The 22,373-nt window shown below is 68.9% G+C and carries 13 protein-coding genes; 4 read left to right on the forward strand and 9 right to left on the reverse strand.

Annotation, left to right across the window (positions count from 1 at the left end; genetic code table 11):
- The first annotated feature begins 671 nt into the window (after positions 1-671).
- Complete coding sequence (locus tag ACFY12_RS08275; protein ID WP_390715085.1) at positions 672-1,718, forward strand: AAA family ATPase; 1,047 nt, start codon at positions 672-674, stop codon at positions 1,716-1,718.
- 94 nt (positions 1,719-1,812) lie between these two features.
- Positions 1,813-3,633, forward strand: coding sequence for a VWA domain-containing protein (locus tag ACFY12_RS08280; protein ID WP_390714923.1), 1,821 nt, complete (start codon positions 1,813-1,815; stop codon positions 3,631-3,633).
- 271 nt (positions 3,634-3,904) lie between these two features.
- Here ACFY12_RS08280 and ACFY12_RS08285 read toward each other — a convergent pair whose 3' ends face one another.
- Positions 3,905-6,052 (reverse strand): glycerophosphodiester phosphodiesterase family protein, encoded by a 2,148-nt coding sequence (locus ACFY12_RS08285; protein ID WP_390714924.1) that lies wholly within the window; start codon positions 6,050-6,052, stop codon positions 3,905-3,907.
- A 127-nt stretch (positions 6,053-6,179) separates the two neighbouring features.
- Complete coding sequence (locus ACFY12_RS08290; RefSeq protein WP_390714925.1) at positions 6,180-8,639, reverse strand: LamG-like jellyroll fold domain-containing protein; 2,460 nt, start codon at positions 8,637-8,639, stop codon at positions 6,180-6,182.
- A 379-nt stretch (positions 8,640-9,018) separates the two neighbouring features.
- Between ACFY12_RS08290 and ACFY12_RS08295 the strand changes: the two genes are divergently transcribed.
- On the forward strand, positions 9,019-12,426 hold the full coding sequence (locus ACFY12_RS08295; protein ID WP_390714926.1) for a hypothetical protein: 3,408 nt from the start codon (positions 9,019-9,021) through the stop codon (positions 12,424-12,426).
- 78 nt (positions 12,427-12,504) lie between these two features.
- Complete coding sequence (locus tag ACFY12_RS08300; RefSeq protein ID WP_390714927.1) at positions 12,505-12,894, forward strand: hypothetical protein; 390 nt, start codon at positions 12,505-12,507, stop codon at positions 12,892-12,894.
- A gap of 167 nt (positions 12,895-13,061) precedes the next feature.
- On the opposite strand, the gene ACFY12_RS08305 is transcribed toward ACFY12_RS08300, so the two are convergent.
- The 7 genes from ACFY12_RS08305 to ACFY12_RS08335 all read right to left on the reverse strand — a co-directional run bounded on the left by ACFY12_RS08305 (position 13,062) and on the right by ACFY12_RS08335 (position 22,368).
- Positions 13,062-13,931, reverse strand: a complete 870-nt coding sequence (locus ACFY12_RS08305; protein ID WP_390714928.1) for a hypothetical protein — start codon at positions 13,929-13,931, stop codon at positions 13,062-13,064.
- Positions 13,932-14,292: 361 nt separating this feature from the next.
- A complete protein-coding gene (locus ACFY12_RS08310; RefSeq protein ID WP_390714929.1) occupies positions 14,293-15,177 on the reverse strand; it encodes an extensin in 885 nt (294 codons plus the stop codon).
- Entirely contained in the window at positions 15,174-16,115 is a 942-nt protein-coding gene (locus tag ACFY12_RS08315) for an NlpC/P60 family protein (RefSeq protein ID WP_390714930.1), read from the reverse strand. Before ACFY12_RS08315 ends, ACFY12_RS08310 begins: the two co-directional genes overlap by 4 nt.
- A complete protein-coding gene (locus ACFY12_RS08320) occupies positions 16,112-17,098 on the reverse strand; it encodes a replication-relaxation family protein (protein WP_390714931.1) in 987 nt (328 codons plus the stop codon). The genes ACFY12_RS08315 and ACFY12_RS08320 overlap by 4 nt, the downstream gene beginning before the upstream one ends.
- Before the next feature lie 46 nt (positions 17,099-17,144).
- Positions 17,145-19,544 carry a type IV secretory system conjugative DNA transfer family protein gene (locus ACFY12_RS08325; RefSeq protein WP_390715086.1) on the reverse strand — a complete coding sequence of 800 codons (2,400 nt, stop codon included), beginning with the start codon at positions 19,542-19,544 and terminating at the stop codon, positions 17,145-17,147.
- 8 nt (positions 19,545-19,552) lie between these two features.
- On the reverse strand, positions 19,553-21,421 hold the full coding sequence (locus ACFY12_RS08330; protein WP_390714932.1) for a VirB4 family type IV secretion system protein: 1,869 nt from the start codon (positions 21,419-21,421) through the stop codon (positions 19,553-19,555).
- The gene (locus ACFY12_RS08335; protein WP_390714933.1) at positions 21,418-22,368 is read right to left on the reverse strand and encodes a PrgI family protein; all 951 of its coding nucleotides are present in this window, start codon (positions 22,366-22,368) and stop codon (positions 21,418-21,420) included. The genes ACFY12_RS08330 and ACFY12_RS08335 overlap by 4 nt, the downstream gene beginning before the upstream one ends.
- Positions 22,369-22,373: the final 5 nt, after the last annotated feature.

The raw sequence follows: 22,373 nt of genomic DNA on the forward strand, positions 1-22,373 counted from the left end.
GGGGCCGCGCGACTGGAAAACTGTCGTGCATCCCGCGAACCACGACGCCTTGTGTCGTGCCGCCGGAAATTCCCCTGAAAACCCGTCGTGAATTCACGAGAATTCCAGCATTATCAAGCCGGAATCCGGCTTTAGGCGTGGTGCGAGTCGAGCTATATTTGAATTGTTCCCGGGGAAACGGGAATTGAAATCCCGCCGATTTCTTCGCGGAGTATATCCGCGCCTGGGGTGAAGTGCGGCCAAAAACTGGCGTCCCGTCAGTTAATTGTCGCCGCTGCATCAATCACCCGAGAAACAACGCCGCCTGCAAATAGCGCGGCAGTCCCACCTCATACGCCCGAAGACGGAGCACGCCCATGTACCACGCGTCAGACGACAACGCCCCTGCCATCCCGCGCATCCCCCGGCCCCGACCGCCGCTGGACTCCAAGCCCCCGCAGCCCCGACCGCCCCGACAGCCCACCGTGCCGCGCCAGGCGCCGCCCGCTGACAAATAGTCAACCTGCCCTGCCCCTCCGCAACACGCACGATCGGAGCCATACGTGACCACCCAGCCCCAACCGGCACCCGCCACCCCCACCTCGCCCACCTCCTCCGCTACGCCATCGAAGGCGCGCCCTGGTGAACTGCGGGCGGCCGTCGCCAAGATCCTGGCCGGACAGCCGACGGCGATGTTCAGTGTGACCGAACTGGCGAAGATGCTGGGGCACTCAGGGGGCGCCGTCGGCAACGCCTGTGAAACCCTGGTGGCCCGAGGCGAGGCCCAGCGGGTAGGCGCCAAACCGCGCATGTACCGGGCAACTCCCTGCACCGCCACCGCAGCCCAGGCCACGCCTTCAACTCCACCCGGTACCAGTTCGCCCCTGCCCGGACCACGCCAGACCGCCCCCCAGACGACGGCAGCTCCGCCACCGGGCGGCAGGCCGCAGCCGGTCACCCGCCCCAACGGCCAGCAGTACCTCCCCAGGGCCCTGGCACAACTCCCCGACGTCGAAGCACTCCGCAAACTGCGCGAAGCAGGCGTGGCGGTGCTGTTGTACGGACCGCCGGGCACGGGCAAGACCTCGCTGATCGAGGCGGCCTTCCCGGACCTGATCACAGTGGCCGGGGACGGTGACACCACCGTCGGCGACCTGATCGGCGAATACACCCAGGACGAAAGTGGCGGCTACGAGTTCGTCTACGGGCCATTGGTCACCGCGATGCAGGAGGGCCGCGCCCTGCTCCTGGACGACGCGACACTCATCTCGCCGAAGGTGCTGGCCGCGTTGTATCCGGCAATGGACGGGCGGCGGCAGATCCAGGTCAAGGCCCACAAGGGCGAGACGATCACCGCCGCCGACGGCTTCTACGTGATCGCCGGTCACAACCCGGGCGTGCACGGCGCGGTATTGACCGAGGCGCTGGCCTCGCGGTTCAGCGTGCAGATCCAGGTCGGCTCCGACTACGACCTGGCAGCCTCCTTGAAGATCAATTCCACGGCGGTGCGCATCGCCCGGCGCCTGGCCACCAGCCAGAAGACAGGCGAACTGGGATGGGCTCCCCAGCTACGGGAGTTGATCGCCTTCCAGAAGATCGCCGATGTCCTGGGCACCGAGGCGGCCTTCTCCAACCTGGTCGGCATCGCTCCCCTGGAAGACCGCGACACCGTCGCCGAGATCGTCACCAAGGCCGTCGGCAGGCCGGTCACTGCCCTGGCCCTGGGCCGCCAGCTCTAACCACCCCGGGCCCGGCCACCCGCCGGGCCCCACCTGCCCACCTCCGCGCCACCCACACCACCACAGCACCCTCGCACGAAGGGAACAACCTGCCATGACTGCCCAGTTGCACAGCCACCTCCAGCCCACTCCCCCCGCCCTGTCCCAAGCCGAAGAAGCCATCGCACGCTGGGAGGACGACGGCGGCCTCATCCCCGAACCCCGCCCTGCCGCCCACAGTAGCCACTGGCTGCGCATCGGCGCAGCCCTCAGCGCCCGCCTGCCCGAACTCACCAGCCGCGAAGACGTCCTGGTCACCTGCCAGCCAGGCACCCGCTCTGGCGCACCGGCCGCCTTCTACCCCACCCTGGCCGAGCTGGAGATCGACGCCACCCTCTTCGCTCCGATGAACCCGGCGACCATCCGCCCCGAGCGCCCCGGCGATGAGGAACGCTACCCGGTGGCGTGGGGTGCCCTGGTGCACGAGGCGGCCCACGCCGCCCACAGTCACTGGCTCACCCCGCCCGCACTGCGCGGAACGGCCTTGGATACGGCGGCGCAGGTGCTGGAGGAGTCCCGCGCCGAACTCGCCCACCTTCACCGCCGCCCCGGTGACCGCCGCTACCTGCGGGTCTCGATCCACACCCTGGTCCTGGACGACTTCACCGCCCAGACCCCTACCGACCGCTGGCAGGCCGCAATGGCGGCCGGGCTGATCCTGGCCCGCCGCGACGCCGGAATCTTCGACCCGGACGAAACCGAAACCCTCGAAAACACTGTCACCGGCATCCTCGGCCCCGACCTCCTGCAAACCCTCGCCGACATCTGGACAGCGGCCCACAGCACGGCGGACGGGGACGGCCAGACGATGATGGAGCACGCCCGCGCCTGGTGCCAGGCCCTCGGCACCCAACCCAACGCACCCGAGCCACCCCCGGGACCGGATGGCGGCCGTAAGGGCGAGCTGGCCGAGGCGATCGGCAAGGTCGTCGGCCAGGTACGGGCGAACGAGGCTGCGCAGGCTGCTGCCGAAGCCCGGGTTGCCGCCGCCCGCGCGGCCCGCGCACGGGCCAAGGCCGCCCAGGCCGAGCAGGCGCGGCAGGCCGCGAAGACCGCCGCGAAGGTCTTCGCCCCCGGCGGCCGCCCGCACACCCCAGGCAACAAGCCCGGCAAGGGCCGCCGCCGCTCGCCGGTGACCGGCACCCGCGCCCCGGCGCCTGCGGAGAAGGCCGCTGCCGGGCAACTGGCCCGGGCCCTGCGGGCTGCCGCCTACCGGGAACGCACTGCCACCACCACCGCCTCGGCAGCCCCGCCCGGACGCCTCAACATGCGCCAGGCCCTGGCCCGCGACGCCCAACGCGCCGCAGGCGTCACCCCCACCGCAACCCCCTGGACCCGCACCACCCACCGCCCCCACCCCACCCCACCACTCCGCGTCGGAATCGCTGTGGACGTCTCCGGATCCATGGGATCGGCCACCGCCCCGATCGCCTCGGCCGCCTGGATCGTCGCCAAGGCCGCAGCCCTCACCGACCCCGACTCCCGCACCGCCACCGTCGCCTACGACCAGGCCATCACCGCCATCACCGCACCAGGCCGCGCCCCCGCACGCGTGACCCAGTTCAACGCCAACGGGCTGGGCCACAGCCTCGCCGAAGCCACCGACGCCCTCACCGCCGCCCTCGACCTCACCCAACAGGGGGCAGGCCGCCTGCTGGTCATCGCCTCCGACGGCTACTACCACCCCGACGAAGCCACCCGCGCAACCGAACGCATCACCGCCCTACGACAGGCCGGATGCGCCGTCCTATGGCTCGCCTTCGACCCCGACCCCCGCCCCCTACCCGGCACCACCCTGCTCGAACTCACCGACCCCGCCCAGGCCGCCACCGCCATCGGCAAGGCCGCCACCGCCGCCCTCGCCACCACCACCTGACCCCTGGGGCCGCCCCGGCACCGCCCGGGGCGGCCTCGCAGTCCCGTACGCGCGGGATACGGGTCTGCGCCGAGCACGTCTTCGACCGGCTGAAGGACCCGATGGCTCTCCGAGGTTGCCGCCGGAAGAGCCATGTCCACCGCGCCATGCTAGGCAGCTCCCGCCTGCGCAGCGTCACTGTTGCAGGGGGACCAATGAGCGAGAAGGTCGGCAAGCACGTTCGAGATCTCTTTTACCGGACCGCCCTTACAAGCCGCGATGGCATTGCCCATCACTGAGGGGAGACTGTTCCGCCACACCGGGATTGCCACCATGGCAGGAACTGATCCGGGCGGTTTGTGATGATGCCGTTCACGCCCCATGACGTCGCTGCCTGCCATTCGCTTTCGCGGTTGACCGTCCAGACGAATACCTGAACGCCGGCTGCCTTGAGCTGGTTCACCGCCGCAGGACGGGCGGAGAGCCCCTTGAAGTTCACCGCGTACGCACTGAGAGAGAACTTGCGGGCCGTGGCCACGGGGTCCGGGTCGAGGCTGGACCGCAGCAGCGCGACCTTGGTCCTGTGCGCTGAGTCGGCTGCATGCCGCACCACATCCTCATCGAAGGACTGGACCATCGTGCGTTCAGTCATGCCTGCCTCGGCGACGAGTCTGAGTGCATGCTCCACGGCTGCGGACGTCTGCGGCCCCTTGATTTCCAAAAGGAGACGAGTGGACCTGACCTTGAGCGAGGCCAGCACCTGTTCCAGGGTGGGCACGCTCCCACCGCCCTTCACCGTCAGTTTGGATATCTCTGCGGCGGTGAGCTGGTCGATGCGTCCCGTCCCGTTGGTCATCCTGTCCACGGTCGCGTCGTGCATGATGACCGGCTGACCGTCCTTGGTGAACTGCACATCGGTCTCGACCCACTCCGCGCCGCGATCAGCCGCCGCCTCCAGTGAGGCAATTGTGTTCTCCGGAGCAATCTCAGGTGCGCCGCGATGCCCGACGGTATACGTGAGAGAGCATTGAACAGTGGAACCCTGTTCAGCGATGCGGATGTTATCGATGGTTCCGGCGAAGTGTTCTTGCCAGGTGTATTTGTAGAAGAGGCGGCCGATCTGCAGGGCGCTTCTGGCGCGCCAGGGGGTGGTGAAGTCGGCTGCTGTTTGTGGTGTGCCGTTGACGTATAGCTGGATCTTCTTGGCCGCTGCGTCGTACACGCCGGTTAGCTGGGTCCAGACTCCGGCTTGTGCAGAGTCTTGGCTTATTGATCGGATGATGGCTGTGTCGTCGGTGTCTTTGGTGTGCCGGTTGAAGACCCATTTGTCGTAGTACTTGGAGTAGTAGAGCTGGAATCCGCTGGCACGGTTTCCTGCCTGGGACAAGAAGGTGTAGTTGCGGTCTTTGTTGTCGAGCTTGACCCAGGCGGAGACCGAGAACGATTTTGTCGTGTCCACTACCGGCCCGGACGTGGCCGCATATCCCGATGTCCCGTTGAGGTGCAGTGCGGTGCCGATCTTGCCTTCGGCGCCCAGTTCGGTTCCGCTGCCGGCCAGTGTGGCGACCGGTCCTGCGCCTTTGCCTCCGCTGGCTCGCGTGCTACCTGACGCCTCGTCCAACGGGAACGAGGCCAGCTCTTGGAGATGCGACGGCAGACGGCCACCCGCGATCGCCACGACGTCGGTCGGCGTGACTGCGGACTGCACGGTCCGTACATCATCGATGAGGCCGCCCGTGTGCTCCTGCCAAGCTCCCCGGTAGTGCAGTCGGCCGATCTGCAAACCACCACTCGCCCGCCAGGGGGTGGTGAAGTCGGCTGCTGTTTGTGGTGTGCCGTTGACGTATAGCTGGATCTTCTTGGCCGCTGCGTCGTACACGCCGGTTAGCTGGGTCCAGACTCCGGCTTGTGCAGAGTCTTGGCTTATTGATCGGATGATGGCTGTGTCGTCGGTGTCTTTGGTGTGCCGGTTGAAGACCCATTTGTCGTAGTACTTGGAGTAGTAGAGCTGGAATCCGCTGGCACGGTTTCCTGCCTGGGACAAGAAGGTGTAGTTGCGGTCTTTGTTGTCGAGCTTGACCCAGGCGGAGACCGAGAACGACTTCGTCGTGTCCACCACCGGCCCGGACGTGGCCGCGTACGCCGACGTCCCGTTCAGCTGCAGCGCGGTACCGACCTTGCCCGCAACCCCCAGTTCGGCGCCACCACTCAACTGCGCAACGAACTCCTCGGCGACGCCGCCCGACACCCGCCGCGAACCACCCCCCTCATCAAGGGTGAAGGTTGCTTTCTCGGCCAGGGAGGCTTCATCGACGGTAGAGGGTTGCGCAGCAGACGATCTGGTAACCGAGCTACTCGATACGGTTGCCCACAGGATTGCCGCAAGCGCCATGACCAATACAAATATCAACGGCAGCGTGAATCTGCCATGCAGTTTCATCCTAAATCCTCACCAATCAAGCAATCCAGTGCAGAGAGCAGGGCACCAACGCCCGCAAGAAGCTGAGGGCTGGTCCGGCAGGATCTGCCGGACCAGCCTTCGCTAAGAGAGTGTGATTCGCCGACCGCTAGTTATTGATTCGCAGGCCGTCGCTGATGATTTCGCCGGCCTCGACGGGCCGATCCCAGATGCGGATGTTGTCGATGGTTCCGGCGAAGTGTTCTTGCCAGGTGCCCTTGTAGAAGAGGCGGCCGATCTGCAGGGCGCTGCTTGCGCGCCAGGGGGTGGTGAAGTCGGCTGCTGTTTGTGGTGTGCCGTTGACGAACAGCTGGATCTTCTTAGTCGCCGCGTCGTACACGCCGGTCAGCTGGGTCCAGACACCTGTCTGTGCGGAGTCCTTGCTCATCGACCGGGCAATCTGTGTGTCGTCGGTGTCCTTGACGTGCCGGTTGAAGACCCACTTGTCGTAGTACTTGGAGTAGTAGAGCTGGAACCCACTGGCGCGGTCTCCCGCCTGGGACAGGAACGTGTAGTTGCGGTCCTTGTTGTCGAGCTTGACCCAGGCCGATACCGAGAACGACCTCGTCGTGTCCACCACCGGCCCGGGCGTGGCCGCGTACGCCGACGTCCCGTTCAGGTGTAGCGCGGTGCCGATCTTGCCTTCGACGCCCAGTTCGGTTCCGCCGCCGGCCAGTGTTGCGACCGGTCCTGCGCCCTTGCCTCCGCTGACCCGCGCGCTACCCGATGCCTCGTCCAACGGGAACGAGGCCAGCTCCTGTAGATGCGCCGGCAGACTGCCACCCGCGATCGCCGCTGCATCGTCCTGGCTCACCGCCGACTGCACCAGCCGCACGTCGTCGATGAGGCCGCGAGTGTTCTCCTGCCACGCGCCTTGATAGAGCAGTCGGCCGATCTGCAGGCCGCCACTGGCGCGCCACGGCGTGGTGAACTGCACTGACTGCTGCAACTGGCCGTTCACGAACAACGACAAGGACTGCTTGTCCGCATCGTATGAACCGGTCAGGTGGGTCCACACACCCGACTGGGCGGAAGCATTGCTCATCGCGCGGACGATGGCTGTGTCGTCGGTGTCCTTGGCGTGCCGGTTGAAGAGCCACTTGTCGTAGTACTTGGAGTAGTAGAGCTGGAACCCACTCGCACGGTTCCCTGCTTGGGAGAGGAAGGTGTAGTTGCGGTCTTTGTTGTCGAGCTTGACCCATGCCGAGGCCGAGAAGGACTTTGTCGTGTCCACCACCGGCCCGGACGTGGCCGCGTACGCCGACGTTCCGTTCAGCTTCAGCGCGGTGCCGGTCTTGCCTGCAACACCCAGCTCGGCGCCACCGGCCGGTCGTGCGACAAGCTCCTCGACCGCACCGCCCGACACGCGTCGCGTACCAACGCTCTCGTCCAGGCCGAACCGTGCTTTGCCGCTGAAGGTGCTGCCGTCGAGCCACGGGACGATGTTGTCGGTGCGGGCCGCGATCGCGTCCTCGCCCTGGCCGGACTGCCCCAGGCAGCCGGCGCCGTCGGCGCGGCTCTGCACTGCCGTGATGTGTCCCTTGCCGTCGAGGATCGGACCTCCGGCGTCGCCCTTGCAGATCCGACCGCCCCCCAGCCCCAGGGTGGTGGCGGTGGTGCTCTTCTGGGCCACATTGCTGTGATGGGGGCTGCTCGGCACCCACTCGGTGTCGGTACGACCGAATCCCGCGGCGACCAGCGTAGCTCCATCGGTGGGGGCGCTTCCAGCCAGCGTGGCGGGGGTGACGTCGGTGACCGGAGTGGCCAGCCGGGCGAGCATCACGTCCCGGTCGCTACGTGGTATCAAGTAGTCGATTTTTACGGGGGCCTGTCCGGCGATCGTGGCTGTGGCGTCGAGCGTCGGAGCAGCGGCCGCGGCCCGCATCGGCTTGGCCGGATTGTCAGCGAAACAACTTGCCGCCGTCAGCACCCAGGTCCTGTCGACCAGAGCGCCGCTACAGCTCCGTCCGCCCTCGTGCCCCGGCGTGTTCACGGTGACACGAGCCAGCCACGGACGAGCGGCATCGCCGGACAACGTCGAGGCCGGCTTGCCCTGTCCGACACTGATCTCGACCAGCATGTGCTCGCGGCGCTCGGGGTCGTCGGACTCACCGACCGGCGTCCACTCGTTCTTGTCGTTCTTGGGGACCTCCACCACGCGCTTTGTGTTGTCCGGTGCGGTGAGGGTGAGGTCGACGGCGTGGTCAACGCTGCCCTTGACGGTGAAAACGGCCGGGATCTCCAGGGCGAGGTAGCCGGAGTTGCCGGTGATACGGAAGCAGGTCTTGCCGTTCTTCCGTGACATCACCTCGAACAGGCCCGTGGAGCTGGCGCACTCGGCGAGGGTGATGTGGCCGTCGCCGCGCTTGAGCGCGATCCCCTTCTCTTCCTTGATCTTGTCCGCGCCCGGGTAAGTGAAGTCCTCGATCGCATAGCCGGGCTCGCTGTTCGCGACCGGGACTGTCGACACCTGCCGCGTGGAGTCAGGGGAGGGGGTGGTGGCTAAGACCGTAGCCGCGCAGGCCACGGCCGTCGCACCCGTGGCGGTGATCCGCCGTAGGAGCTTCATGCAAGTTCCCTTGTGTGAAGGTGAGCTGAGCCGCGCCTGCCGTCCCTTCCAGGGCACACTGCATCAAGTGCGGTGTGGTGCGGGCACGGTGAGGCAAAATGCAAACACGGGTTCGTATCCCATGTCACTCAACAAACCTGACGCAAATGAAGCTAAACCGGCACATAGGGGGTTTGTATTCTTTCTCACGGCTTTCACGGCATGCACACACCTAGCCAACAGACCCTCTACTTGCATATCGTCACGAGACGCGCTCTGTTGTGCCTCTGCCCAACGCCCGTACTGCTACCGGGACATGCGCGATGACGACGACGTGAACATGTTTGGCGGCGTGCTGCCGTCTGTGCGCCACCGCCAGGAGCCATCGGATAGGACCACCTTGGACACCACCTACTGGAGCAGGCGGCGATTACTTACCGCTATAGCGGCCACGACGGCCGTCGCCACCACCTCAAGCCTCGTCCTCAACCCCATAGCCGCCCGGGCCGACACCCCGTCGACCGACAGCGACGACGGTGACCCGTTCGCTCTGCCCGACACCGACCGGGCGAAGGCCGTCAATGCCTGGCTGCTGGGCGGCAAGGCCACCCGCGCCGCAGCAGAAGCGGCGCTGATCGGGTCCGACGCCGACATCCAGATCTTCCTGACCGTCGAACTTCCCAAGGCCACGGCGGAAGACAGCCGTGTCGCTGTCGCCACCTCCCTCGCTGGCGGCGGTAAGGGCACCCGGCGTGAGGCTTCCGCGGCGCTCGACGGCGGTGACGCGGCCATTGCCGACTACCTCAAGGGCGGCTTCAAGGCCGGCATCATGGAAGACCTGCGGGCTGCTACTGCCACTGTGATGGCCATGGGCGCCAAGGCCGTACGCCGTGATGGGAGCGCCGCCCTGGACGCGGACACCCAGGCCGCGTTGGAGAAGTTCCTCACCGAAGGCCAGTACACCGCCCGCCTGGAAGACATGCGCGTCGAGGTGTCCACTCTCCTGGTGCAGGCGGGCCCGGAGGTGAAGGAGTATGCCTCCCGAGCTCTCTCCGGCACCGTCAGTGACGTCGAATGGTTCCTCGACACCGGCCAGCACATCGCCCGCGCCCGCGACCAGGAAGCCGCGACGATCGAGGAACTCGTCGCGGTCGTCGAACGCGAAGGCAAGAAGGCCGACGCGAAGACGAAGCAGGCCGAGGAGGCATCCGCCCGCGCCGTGGAGGCCGCCAAGAAGGCCAAGGGAGCTGCGGAGACTGCTGCGGCCGAGGCCAAGGCGGCCCAGGACGATGTGGTCAAGTCCGGCAAGGCGGCTCGCAAGGCAGCCGGGGCCGCGCAAGGTGCGGCCGACTCGGCCCGCGTCGCTATCCGCGCTTCCCACGCCGCCGTCCAGGCATCCCGCCGCGCCGCCTACGCCGCTACCGCCGCGAGCCAGGCCGCAGCCTCCGCCGGCTCTGCTGCCGCCAGGGCATACGGTGCTGCCATCGCCGCGTCCAAGGACGCTTCCCAGGCATCCGCGGCCAAGGACGCCGCCGTCGCCGCCCGCAACGCCGCGGCCAAGGCCCGTAGCGCGGCGAAGGCCGCCGACTTTGCTGCCAGTGCCTCGGCCCAGGCCGCGAGCGCCGGGTCCGCTGCCGCGTCGGCGGCCCGCAATGCCGCCGCTGCCGCGAACGCTTCCGCCGCGGCCGCCTCCGCTGCAGGCAAGGCGCAGGCGGAGGCCGCGGAGGCCAAGCGACAGGCGCGGATCGCCAGCAGCAACGCAAGTATCGCCACCAACGCCGCAGGCACGGCGCAAGCTTTGGCGAACACAGCAGCGCAGGCCGCCCGCACCGCACGCGACGCCGCGAACAGGGCGGCCGACCACGCGGAGAAGTCCGCAGAGGCTGCCGAGTGGGCTGCCAAGTACGCGGGCAAGGCTGTCGAGTACGCGAAGAAGTCCAGCGACTTCGCCAACGCAGCCACCCAGGCCGCGAACACCGCCACCGACGCCGTCACCCAGGCGATCGAGGTGGAGAAGCAGGCGCGGGAGGCCGAGTGGCAGCGCCTGGACGAAGACAGGAAGCAGGCGATGGAAGAGGCCCGCCTGCTCGCACAGATCGAAGAGCAGGAGAAGAGAGAACTCGGGGGCAGACGTACGCAGGCCGAGCAGGCAGAGCAGGCCACGAAGGACCTGGTCTCCAAGGCCGAGTCGGCACTGAAGGCGGGCGACACGGGCCTTGCCACCACCCTCGGGCGCAAGGCGGCCATCGCGTTGATGAACTCCCGCGGCGCCTGGTCACGGGAGGCCGCACGGTTCGCCCTGTCCGGCACGGACGCCGACATCCATGCCTGGATCGACACCGACCGGCAGATCGCGCAGCGGCAGGACGACCGGGAGACCGTCCTCTACCTTGCCCAGATCTCCGCCCCGGACGTCGCCGACGCCGCGACCAAGGCCTTGGAGAGCGACGCCCCGGACGCCGCCACGACGTTCCTCGCCACCGGCGTCATCGAGGCCGCCGCCATGGACAACAGCGTCGCGATCGCCCGCGTCCTGGCCGGCAACCCTGGCAGCGCCGTCAAAAGAGCGGCGAACGACGCGATGAACGCCGGAACTGCCCAAGCCCTGTACGAATTCCTCAGCAGCGGGTACGAGACGGCGCAGCAGGAGGACGACGCGGTCGCTACCGCTGCCATCCTCACCAAGGCAGGCCCGTACACGAAGGCCCACGCCCAGGCCGCACTGGAAGGCCCGGCATGGATGCGCCGCAACTTCCTCGCCTCGGTCCAGCACAAGACCGCACAGCTCGACCACGACTCCGCCACCCACATCGCCGCCATCCAGGGCGCCATCGCCGCTGCCGCGAAGATCGCCCACAAGGCGCAGGAGGACGCCGCCCGTGCGCAGGAGGCAGCGGCGAAGGCCCGCGACGCCGCCGCAGATGCGGTGAAGTGGGCGGACAAGGCGAAGAACTCAGCCCAGCAGGCCGACCACTACGCGAAGCAGGCAGACGCGAACGCGGACGCCGCCGAGAAGTCAGCCAAGAACGCACAAGCCTCGGCCGACAAGGCGAAGCAAGCCGCCACCACCGCCCGCACGGCCGCGCGCTCGGCGAACTACTCGGCCAACCGCGCTGTGGACGCCGCGCGCCGCGCGGTGTCCTCCGCCAACTCGGCTCAGGCGTCGGCCTCCTCGGCCCGCGCCTCCGCCATGCAAGCCGGCAAAGACGCCAAGACGGCAGCATCCGCCGCAACCCAAGCGCACCAGATCGCCATGGCCAAACGGAAGGCCGAAATCGAGGCAGCTGCCAGGAAAGCAGCCGAGGAAGCCCGCAAGGCCAAGGCAGCGGGAAAGAACCCGGCCGATACCCCAGAGAATGACAAGACCAAGGATGACCTTCCCTGGTGGAAGGAGACCGCGCAGTGGCTGGCGAACGCCACTAACTGGGCCAGCATCGGGTTCGGATTCGCCTCCGCTGTCACCGGTCTCGCCGGCCTGGCGGTCGGAATGTTTGCCCCGCCCGCTGTACCGGTCATTGAAGCTTTCGCGACCGGCTTCGGGCAAACCTCCCTCGTGTTCACTGGACTCAATGTCCTGTTCACCGGAATCGGTTACGGAGTGACGAGCAGCGAGTTCTGGCAATCCCTCGGTAGCGCCGGCCTGAGCTTGCTCACCTTCGGCCAGTCCAAATGGATCGAACAGCTCGGCAGGGTCGAAGAGTTCGGCAAGATCGAACGGATAGTGGCCCCTGTCGCCACGAAGATCACGCAGATCGGGACCGATCTCATATCGCCGGTCACCGGCCTGCTGGGAGCCATCGGATTCTGAAGAGAAAACGTATAGAACCCGTCCAAGGGCTGGCGGCACATCTGCCACCAGCCCTTGGACGCTGCCGAAAGGACGGCCATGCTCGCGCAGCTTCCCCTCGTCTACCTGCTGCTCATGGCAGCTTTCGCCACCTTCCTATTCTGCCTCGCAATGGACAGATGGATAAAGGTACGCAAGCTGACTGTGCTGTGTGCCATCATTTCTGTCGGATGCTGCCTCGGTATGATCGTGGTAGGCAATCTCCAGTACCAGCACTGGAATGCGCGGCAGATGCTGGTTTTGTACTCCTTCACATGGATCGGAATCACGATCGGCTTTCTTCCGCCCAGAAAACTGCTCCTCAAATACTGCGAGGAATGGCGCCGAGGCGTGAAGAGGGAAAAGTACGAGTACCCTGCGCGATACGTGACGTATGCCATTATTTCAGTCGGCCTGATGGATCTCTTGGCATTCGTTCTTGCGAAATGACGCACGCCGCGCCGTGCCCCCATCGATAGTCGCACGCCCCCGCCGTCCCGCGGCGGGGGTGCCGAGACGGCGGCGAGGCGGCCAAAAGGGCTGACCGAGGGGCGAGGGCCGGGTGCACACCGCTGGTATGCGGGGTGCACCCGGCCCTCGGCGCAGGTGGGCGGCTACTAGGGGTTGTTCACGGTCGAGTTGGCGAGCCGGAACGTGCGTGGCCGGTCGCTGACCTGCTCGGCGATACCCTGACTGACCAGCTTGTCGAGGGCGTTGGCGATGGCACCCGAGGACTTCTCGATGATGCGGCTGATCCGGGTGGCGGTGAATGCCTCATCGGGGTGTGTCCGGAGGTGCTCGATGACCATCTGTCGGAGCGCTCCCGGCGCGAGTCGCCTGTCCGTAGGAGCTGCGGATTGTGCCGGTACGGTCGGGGGCTCGGCGCTCACCTGCGGTGAGGGAGCGCTGCCGGGGCCCTCTTCACCGTGCGAACTGTTCGCCCTGGTGCCCTCGCTGTCGTCGTTCCCCGTGTCCTGGGGGCTGTCGTCCTGGGGCATGTTGGAATCTCCGGTGCCGGTGCCGGTGTTGCTGGTGTCTGCGTCCGTATCTGCGCTGTCGGTGTCCGGTGCCGTGGTCTCCGGAGGGGTCTGGTCCGAGGAGTCGTCGGTTTCCGTAGCGCTGTCGGTTGGCTGCGTTGTGTCGTGCGTGGAGGGTTCCGGCTGGGCGGGAGTGGGTGTGTTGTCGTTGTCTTGCGTGCCGTTGGCCTTGTGGGCGGGGGCGGTGCGGTACCAGAGGTCGGGCGTGCGCCGGGGGCCGTCGTGGCCGCCGGGGGCGCGTTCGGCCAGGCCGCGCTGTTCGAGGAGAGGAAGTGCCCTTCCGGCAGTGGATTTGCCGACGCCTGCGGCACAGGCGAGCTCGACGACGGTGGCCGGTTCGGTGAGGCCGATCAGTTCCGTATAGATGGCGGCTTGCGCTCCGGTCAGACCGGTCAGCGGTGCAGAAGCGGGGGTTTGCGTCGGTGTGGTGTCAGAGGTGGTGTCGGACATGTTGGGGTCCTCGATTCCGTTGTGAGCGGGTGGTTGAGGTCCCCGGCCGGGGCGGCCCATGTGTGGGCCCGTGGGGTTCGCCGGGCGCGTGCGCATCGCGTGGTCCCGGCGACATAGCCGTGGCGAGCGCGGGCTTGTGTCGTGCGGCCCGCGGTTCGTTGGCCGTGACCATGGACGCTCGAACCCGGCGGGAAGTCAAGCGACCCGATCGCACGGGATCGGAGCTGGTCAGAGCGGTAGCGCGAGATCGCGGACAGATCGGGGTGGAGCGGTGCGCCGATCCCGATCGGCGCACCGCCGGTGGCATGCGGTTTCGTTCTCGCCGGTCGATCGGTCCAGGGGTGAGGTGGGGCGGGGCGGTTCATTCGATTGGGGGTGGTGGGTCGGGGTGGCGGGTTTGCAGATGGTGGTGGATCTGTCGGGCGCGTTCGGGGCCGATGTGCAGATCGGTGCGCAGCCGCCAGATGCTCGCCGGCCTTCCAGTGGCGGCGCGTGCGGTGTCATCGACGGCGATGGCGCGCGGCCATAGGCCGGTGTCTGCCGCCCCGATGCAGGGAGCTGGCGGGTCGGGGGCGGGCCAGCGGCGGTTCGGGGTGCTGTCGGCCGGGCCGGGCCGGGTGTCGGCCGCGTCGGGGATGTTGCTTGCCGTCGGATCGGGATAGGCGGTGTTCGCCGTCGGTGAGGTGGCGTCTGGTCGGGTGGCTTCGGTGGCTGATCGGAGTGCGAGAGCGGTGGTCGGACCGATCGGTTCGGCCAGCTCGGTGGTCGGATCGGCCGGGTCGGTGGGGCTGGCGGAGCCGATCTGGTCGAGGAGGTTGGTGATGGTGCGGCGGTAGGCGGCGATGGTTTCGGTGAGGGCGATGAGGAGGAGGGCGGGGGTCAGATGGAGCAGGACGGCCGCTGGATCGGCGTGGTCGGGCCAGCCGATCTGCCCGTCGGGCCACAGGCTTTCCCACGTGTTTATGAAAGCGGCGGTGGATCCGGCGCTCCAGCGCAGTGTGGTGGACCAGGCGGGTGGGCGGATGCTCCAGGCGGCCAGGCGTGCGTCGACGTAGAGGACGCCGGCCAGGGCGGTGCCGATCATGGGGTCGAGGAGGACGGCGATGGGGAGGGGGACGTCTCGGCTGGTGGCGAAGCGGGTGACGTTGACCGTGGTGAAGACCAGCGCCAGGATCCCCACCACACACAGGACCCGGGTCATGGCGCGCAGGAGCGTGACGGCTTCGCGGGCTTCGATCTGCTTCACCGGGCACCGCCTCTTCGTGCGGTGGGTCTGGTTGCGCCCTGGAAGGTGGGGGCGGTGGTGCTGGCTGCCGCCTGGCGGACGACTGCTCCGGGGTGTGGGGCGTCGATGGCTTGGCCGCCGCCGATGTTGAGGGTGACGTGAGTGATGCGGGTGGGGCTGGGGCCGAAGAACAGCAGGTCGCCTGGGGCGAGGGCGGCGTCTTTGGGGAGGTGGGGGCCGGTGTCGTATTGGGCTTGGGCGATGCGTGGGAGAGGGATGCCTGCGGCGCGGTAGGCGGCCTGGGTGAGGCCGGAGCAGTCGAAGCCGCCGTCGGAGGGTCCGTCGCCGCCCCAGACGTAGGGGGTGCCGAGCTGGGAGCGGGCGAAGGAAACCGCCTTGACAGCAGCTCCTGTTGGGTCGGGTGTGTGAGCCGCGTAGGCGTGTGCGACGTGGAGGACCTCGCTGACGTAGGCGTGGGAGTGGTTGTACGCGAAGATCGCGTCCCGCACGTTCTTGCCGTGCCTGGCACCGTGGGCGCAGAGCAGCCTGGCCGCTGCGTACACGGCGTCGACCGGGTCCCAGGGCGTGGGCGGCCTCTTCCCACCGGGCGGCACGGGGTGCGCGTAGGCCGTGAACGTGGAGGGGAGGAACTGCATCGGCCCTACGGCGCCTGCTGTGGAGGTCATGGTGGGGTGGCGCGCGTGGTTTGTCTCGACCTTGCCGATGGCGGCGAGGGTGGTCCAGGACAGGCCGGGGCATTCGGGGGCGGCGCGCTGGTAAAGGGCGAGCATGAGCGAAGGGATGTCGTTCAGGGCGCGTGTGCTCGGGGCGGCGGCCGACGCGCTGCTGTCGAGGGACGGACCGCCGAGGGCCGCGGCGATGGTGAGGGCGGCCAGTAGCGGCAGGGCGAGGACCGCGCATCCAACGCCGGCGACCGCCTTGCCGACCAGGGAACTCACGAGTCGGCCTTGGAGACGGGCGGCAGTGCGGGGACGGGGAGGGTGAGGGCGGTGTCGGCGTCGGTCGGTTCCAGGCCGGAGGCGGGGCTGAGGGCGGGCCAGTGGGTGGCGAGGACGGTGAGGGTGGTGCGGCGGGCGCCAGCCTGGAGGGGTGTCCACCAAGGTCCCCAGGGGCTGGTGGTGGTGAAGTCCGCGGAGGAGGTGGCCACGTTCAGGTCCAGGTTGCGCGCGGTGTCGGCGAGGCGGTGACGGAGGGCCTGGTCGCGGGACTGGGTCCGGGTGTGGATGAGCAGGGCGGGGCGGGTGCTGGTGGCGGTGGTGAAGGCGGCGTAGCCGGCGAGTTTGGCTTCGACGCGGGCGAGGGGTTGGCTGCCGGTGTCGTATTCGAGGAAGAACGGCAGCAGTTGATCGCCGTCGTGGTAGTGGGCGTAGGCGTCGGGGCGGATGATGTCGCCCCAGCGGCGGGCTGCGGAGTGTTCGGAGAGCCAGAGGGAGAGTCCGGTGGTGGGGTTGGTGTGGGTGTGGGCGGCGAGGTGGGTGAGGAGGTCGTTGACGCCGAGGTCGTGGCCGAGGGAGGGGGAATAGGCGATGCGGCCGGTGTGGGTGGGGCGCCAGCCGAGCGCGGAGACGTCCAGGTCGGCGTGGGCGGCGAGGAGAGCGGCTCCGGCGGGGCCGAGGGTGTAGTGCTCGGGGGCGGAGCCGGTCTGCGTGAGGGGCCGGAAGGATTCCAGGACCGTGTGCTGGTGGAGGGTGCGCAGGCGGCGTTGGGCGGAGCGGGGCGAGGTATTGGCGAGGCGGGCGAACTGGTGGGTGGTCAGGACGCGGTGCTCGTGGAGCATGCGGATCAGCCACAGGTCGCGGGGGGTGAGGCGGCGGGTGAGGGCGGCAATGTCGGTGTGTCGGGTGGGGCGGGTGCGGGTGGTGGCGGCGCGGGCGGTGTAGCGGGAGCCGGGGCCGGTGGCGGGTCGGGGGAGTGCGGGCATGGCGGTTCACCTTCGGGTGGGGCGAAGGGGTTGGTGGGCTGGTTGTTCAGGGGCGGGTGGCTTGTCGTGGCCCGGTGCGGCAGGCGGCAGCCGTGCGCAGGTTTTTGGCCCTGCCGGGCACGGGTGGTGGCAGGGGGCGGGTGGTGAGGGTGAAGGCGGTGGATTCCGCGCCGCCGGTAAGCAGGTGGGCGGCGGCCTGGAACGGACCGAGGTGGGCGAGGTCGTGCGCGGCCAGTGTCGGAAGCGTGTGGCGTTCTAGGGCGTTGGCGTCTTCGGGGGAGGCGTTGAAGAAGATTTTGTTGCGGGCGTTGGCGGAGATGCCTTCGCGTAGGTCGCGTGGGAGTTGGGCGAGGTGCTGGTGGGCCAGGAGCATGGACAGGCGGTAGCCGCGTGCCTCGGCGAGCATGTCTTCCAACGGGTAGGGGAGAGTGAGGAAGTTGTGGGCCTCGTCGATGTTGAGCGTGGCGTCGATGCGCTGGTGTTCGGGGGTGCGGGCGCGGGCGGAGGCTGCTTGCCAGGTTCCGGCGACGATGAAGGAGCCGAGCAGCCGGGCGGTCTCCTCCCCGAGGGCGCCCTTGGGCAGGCGGGCCAGCAGGATGCCGCCGTTGAGTACGTCGGTGAGGTCGAAGGTGGAGGGGCCGGCGGCGATGGCGCGGCGGGCGAAGTCGCGCAGGAGGAAGGCGCGGAGCTTGTTCATCACCGGGCCGACCACGGCGGCGCGGGAGGGTTCGGACATGGACTCGTACCAGGCCCAGAAGCCGCGCAGGACGGGGTCGTGGAGGGCGGGGATGATGCGCAGCCGGTAGGCGCTTTCGCCGAGGAGGCGGGGGATGTCGGCGAGGGTGACCTGTTGGCCGGTGTGGCCTTTGTGTTTGAGGAGGGTCAGGCAGGCGGCGCGCATGAGGTCGTCGGTGCGGGGTCCCCAGAAGGCGGTGAAGATCCGGCGGAAGATGCCGGTGATGTTGTCGACCACGACGTCGATGTCCGTGCCGTCGAGCACGTTCAGGCACGGGGGCTTGTGAGGGTCGTCGGGGTCGATGAGGACGAGGCGGTCGGCGCAGGTGTCGGGGAGGCGATCTAGCAGATCGTTGACCAGGTCGCCCTTGGGGTCGATGACGATGACGCCGCGGTGGTGGCGTACGTCGTCGAGGGCGAGGTTGGCCAGGAGGGTGGACTTGCCGGAGCCGGTCGCGCCCATGACGTGGAGGTGGTGGCGGGCGTCGGCGACACCGAGACCTACGCCCCGGCGGGCGCCGGCATCGGAGTGGCCCACGGGTTTGACGCCGTTGCCGGGGGCGGGTTCGGGGATCTGCGGGGGAGGCAGGACGGAGCGGGCACCGGCCCGCCGCACACCGGGGGCGTCGGGGTCGTAGGGGAGGTGGGCGAGGGCGGCGAGTTCCGGCACCGACAGCAGCGCCGGGCGGGAAGACGGGAACTGTCGGGCGGTGAGTTGGGGTTGGGGGCGGTGGAGGCGGGTGCGGGTGAGGTAGTTGCGGTCGGCGTACAGGCCGAAGGCGGAGGCGATCGCGTGGGCCCGGCCCCGCGCCACATCCTGGGCTCGCTCCGCTTTTGGTGAGCAGGTGGCGGCGTAGGTGAGGGTGCACTGCCACTGGGCTCCGGATTGCTTGGCGACCATCTGTCGTACGGCGGTGCTGTGGTCGGGGTCCTGCTTGCCGGTGGCGGCGGGTTGGGCACGATGGAGGAGGAGCGCTGCCAAGGCGGGAAGACGGGCCGGGGCGTGACCGGCTTTGAGCCGTCGTGCCTGGCGGCGGGCGCGGCGCAGGGCGCGGCCGGTGGCGGGGCGGGCCAGGATCTGTACGCAGGCCGATTCGTGCTCGGCCATGCCGGTGGCGGCCTGGAGGAGAGCGCGTAGGGGGTCGGTGGGGTGGTCGGTGCGCAGCGGCAGGATGTCGGGGCGGGCCGGCCGTAGACGCCCGACCGTGCAGGCGGCGGTGTCTGTGTTGGGGAGGAGGGGGGTGGGTTCGGTGGTGCGGGTGTGGGCGCCGGGCCAGGCGGCTTCGACGGCGCGGCGTACCAGGCCCATCGGCACCGTGCCCGGGACCCACAGACGGATGCGCAGGCCATCATGGGCCCAGGTGTATTCGAAGGCGAGGTGGGGCTGACCGGTGGTGATGCGCCGCCACCAGGGCCGTAGGAGTCCGGCGAGTTGTGCCCAGAGGACTTCCCCGCCCTTGGGGGCGACGCGGGGCGGGGCGAGGATCTCCACACAGCGGGCGCCGTCGGCGAGGCGCTGCCGGCGTGAACGCAGCAGTCGGCGCCGGGCGTAGTACGCAGATGCTGTGGACACGAGGGCGGTGGGGATCAGGAAGGGCGCGGCTGCGGTGCACCAGTCGAGGGCGGCGTGGAGCGCGGTGGAGACGAACGTCTCAGGGCGGGTGAGGAAGTCCACCAAGGGGCTGCCCGGCTGGGCGGTGGCTCGTACCATGGACCCGGTCACGGCGCCCACCCCTCGTCGCCGTCGACGCCGGTGCCCTCGCCCGCACAGCCCTCGACGGAGAGGGGATCCTCACCGCCTGGGTATTGGGCGGCGGCCAGTTCACCGGGATCCGTCGTGATGACGTTGTGTTCGCCGGGAGCGGCGACGCTGATCAGAGCGACTTTGTGCCGGCGGTCACCGGTCAGCAGCAGAGCCTCACCACGGGAAGCGGACAGCAGGAATTCCCGTTCACCATGGCAGAGGTGGAAGTTCTCGCTGATCGTGTCGATGGCCTGCGGTGCCTGGCGGAGCAGGATCTGGGTGGCGGCGTTGGAGACGATCGCCCGACCCAGCGGGGAGGTGAGCACGTCGTCGGCGTCCTGGGTGACCAGGGCCAGGCCGGTCCAGCGCTTGCGGGCGGCCTTGGCCATGCGGAACAGGAAGTGGGCCCCGGCTCCGTCGCGCATCAGCAGCCATGCCTCGTCCACCACGACCAGGTGCCGGCCTGCCTGGGCGCGATGGGCGACCTGCCGCCAGATCGCATCCAGGGCGAGCAGCATCGCCGGTGCCTTGACCTCTTCCGGCAGCTGGCGGAGCGCGTAGACGACCAGATGGCCGGAGGTGGCTGCGGTGCTGGGACCGTTGAACAGGCGGGCGTGCGAGCCGGTGGTGTACGGGGCGAGCCGGTCGGCAAGGCCGCTCGCCGTCTCGCTCGCGTCGTCGGCCAGGACGGCGGCGAGATCGGTGAGGGTGGGTGGGGTGCGCGTCCACGTGCGGGGGTCCGCGGTGATCCCGGCCTGGGCGTACACGGCGAGGATCGCCCGGTCGAGCACCGCCTTCTCGTCCGCCGCCAGATCGGTGCCCAGCAGGACGGCGAGGAAGGTGTGCAGGAACAACACCCGTCGCGTCAGGTCGTCTTCTCCCTCGTCCCCCGCCGGGAGGTCGAAGGGATTGAGGCGTACGCCGTCGGTGCCCAGCGCGATGACGGTGCCGCCGACGCGCTCGGCCAGGCGCACGTACTCGTCCTCGGGATCGATCACCGAGGCGGTGACGCCGGTGAACAGCAGTCTGAGCAGTTCGAGTTTGGCGAGGTAGGACTTGCCTGCGCCGGAGCGGGCCAGGGTGATGGAGTTGTAGTTGTCCTGCGCGAAGCGGTCCCAGACGACGGGCGCTGCTGAGACGGTGTTCAGCCCGTACAGCACCCCGGAGGCCGAACCATCCTCGCCCGTGGTGAGTGGTAGGTCTGGGCTGGTGAAGGGGAAGCAGGCGGCGAGGGCTGCGGTGTCGAAGGTGCGGCGGATCTTGAGCGTGTCGATGCCCAGGGGCAGGGTGGCCAGCCAGCCCGGCAGCGCCCGGTAGGTCGTGGGCGCGACCGTCATGAGCAGTGACTCGGCGATGGCGCGGACGGCGGCGGCCTGTTCGGCGAGGGTGTCCTCGTCCGGTGCGTGCACGGTCAGGTAGAGGGCGACGTGGAAGAGTTTTCCTTCGCCGCGGGCGATGCGGTACGCAAGCTCAGCGGCGTCCGCAGCGGCGGCCTCCACCTCGGGGTCGTCCAGGCGGCCCTTGTCGAAGCCCGTGCGGCGGCCGGATTCCAGGCGGGCGCGCTGCTTTTTCAGGCCGGCGGCGGCTACCGGGTTGGGGACGGGCTCGATGTGCAGGGCGAGGTCGAGGGGCCCGGGGAAGTTCAGCAGCGGGGCGAGCCAGCCGGGGGTGACCTCCGCGGGGTAGCCGGTGACCGCGAGCGTGGTGGCCAGGTGGGCGCCGATGGCCAGGGCGCGGGCATGTACCTCGATGGCCTCGGGCCCGGTCGCGTCGAGCAATGCCGCACTGTCGATGGCTGGGGCCGGGGTTGGGTGGTGACGGCGGCTGAGAAGACGTCGGGTCATGCGAGGTCACCTTCTGATCCGTTGATGTGCGGGGTGGGGGTTTCGGGGTTGCAGGCCGCGTGCACCGCGCGGGCGGTGTGCGGGCCGTCCAGGGGCGTGACGGTGATCTCGGCCGGTGCCAGGGCGCGGGCGGCCTCGTCAAGGCGCTGGATCACCCGCACCGCTCCCGAATTCCGCATCACGCTGGAGGCGGCGGCTTCCTCGCGGGCGACCAGCAGGATCTGCCGGCCGAGCAGGTTGCCGCTCGCGGCGAGGTCGGAGAGGAAGTCGGCGTGCGCACGCGCGGCCGCCTCCAGCGCCGGGTGCGGCAGCGCTGCCGCGTTGTGCTGCAGGACGTCGGCCAGGGGCGCGAGATCGACGCGGTGGGAGCGCACCAGCAACTGGGCCGGGCCGGTGAGGGAGTTGAGCCAGCGGGCGAACGCAGCGGTGAGCCCTTGTTGTTCGGCCACCGAGCGCAGGTCGAAGTTGACCGTGGAACACGTCGCCATGGCAGCGCTCCCCTCGCTGCCCAGGTCGAGCACCCCTTCCGGGGTGATGCCGTCATAGGGCATGCGCATGGCAGCAGGGTGCGGCCCTGCGGCCTTGACCCAGCGGGCGGGAACGACGGACGGTAGTGGAGGCACGCCGTCGGGGGCGTATACCCGGCGCTTGGGCGTGCGGGCATGGGCGAGCGCCGCGAGCAGGAAACGGTCCAAGCCGATGCCCTCCCGGTGGCCGAGCGTGAGAGCTGCCACGGCTCCGGCAAGCGGAGCGGCCAGAGCCGCGTACGTGATCGGTGCCATGAAGGGTCGCGTGGCCCACCAGCCGGCGTACAGCACGATGGCCGCGGCGGCGAGGAGGGCGGTCTGGCGGGCAGTGAAGGGTCCTAGGAGACGGTCGGGGCGGGAGATGTCTGCTGGGATGCGTGTGGAGGATGGGGCTTCGGTGGGGTTGTCGGGTGCTGCCATGGGAT

Origin of the sequence: Streptomyces sp. NPDC001339, from assembly GCF_042895955.1 — a bacterium.
GTDB lineage: Bacteria > Actinomycetota > Actinomycetes > Streptomycetales > Streptomycetaceae > Streptomyces.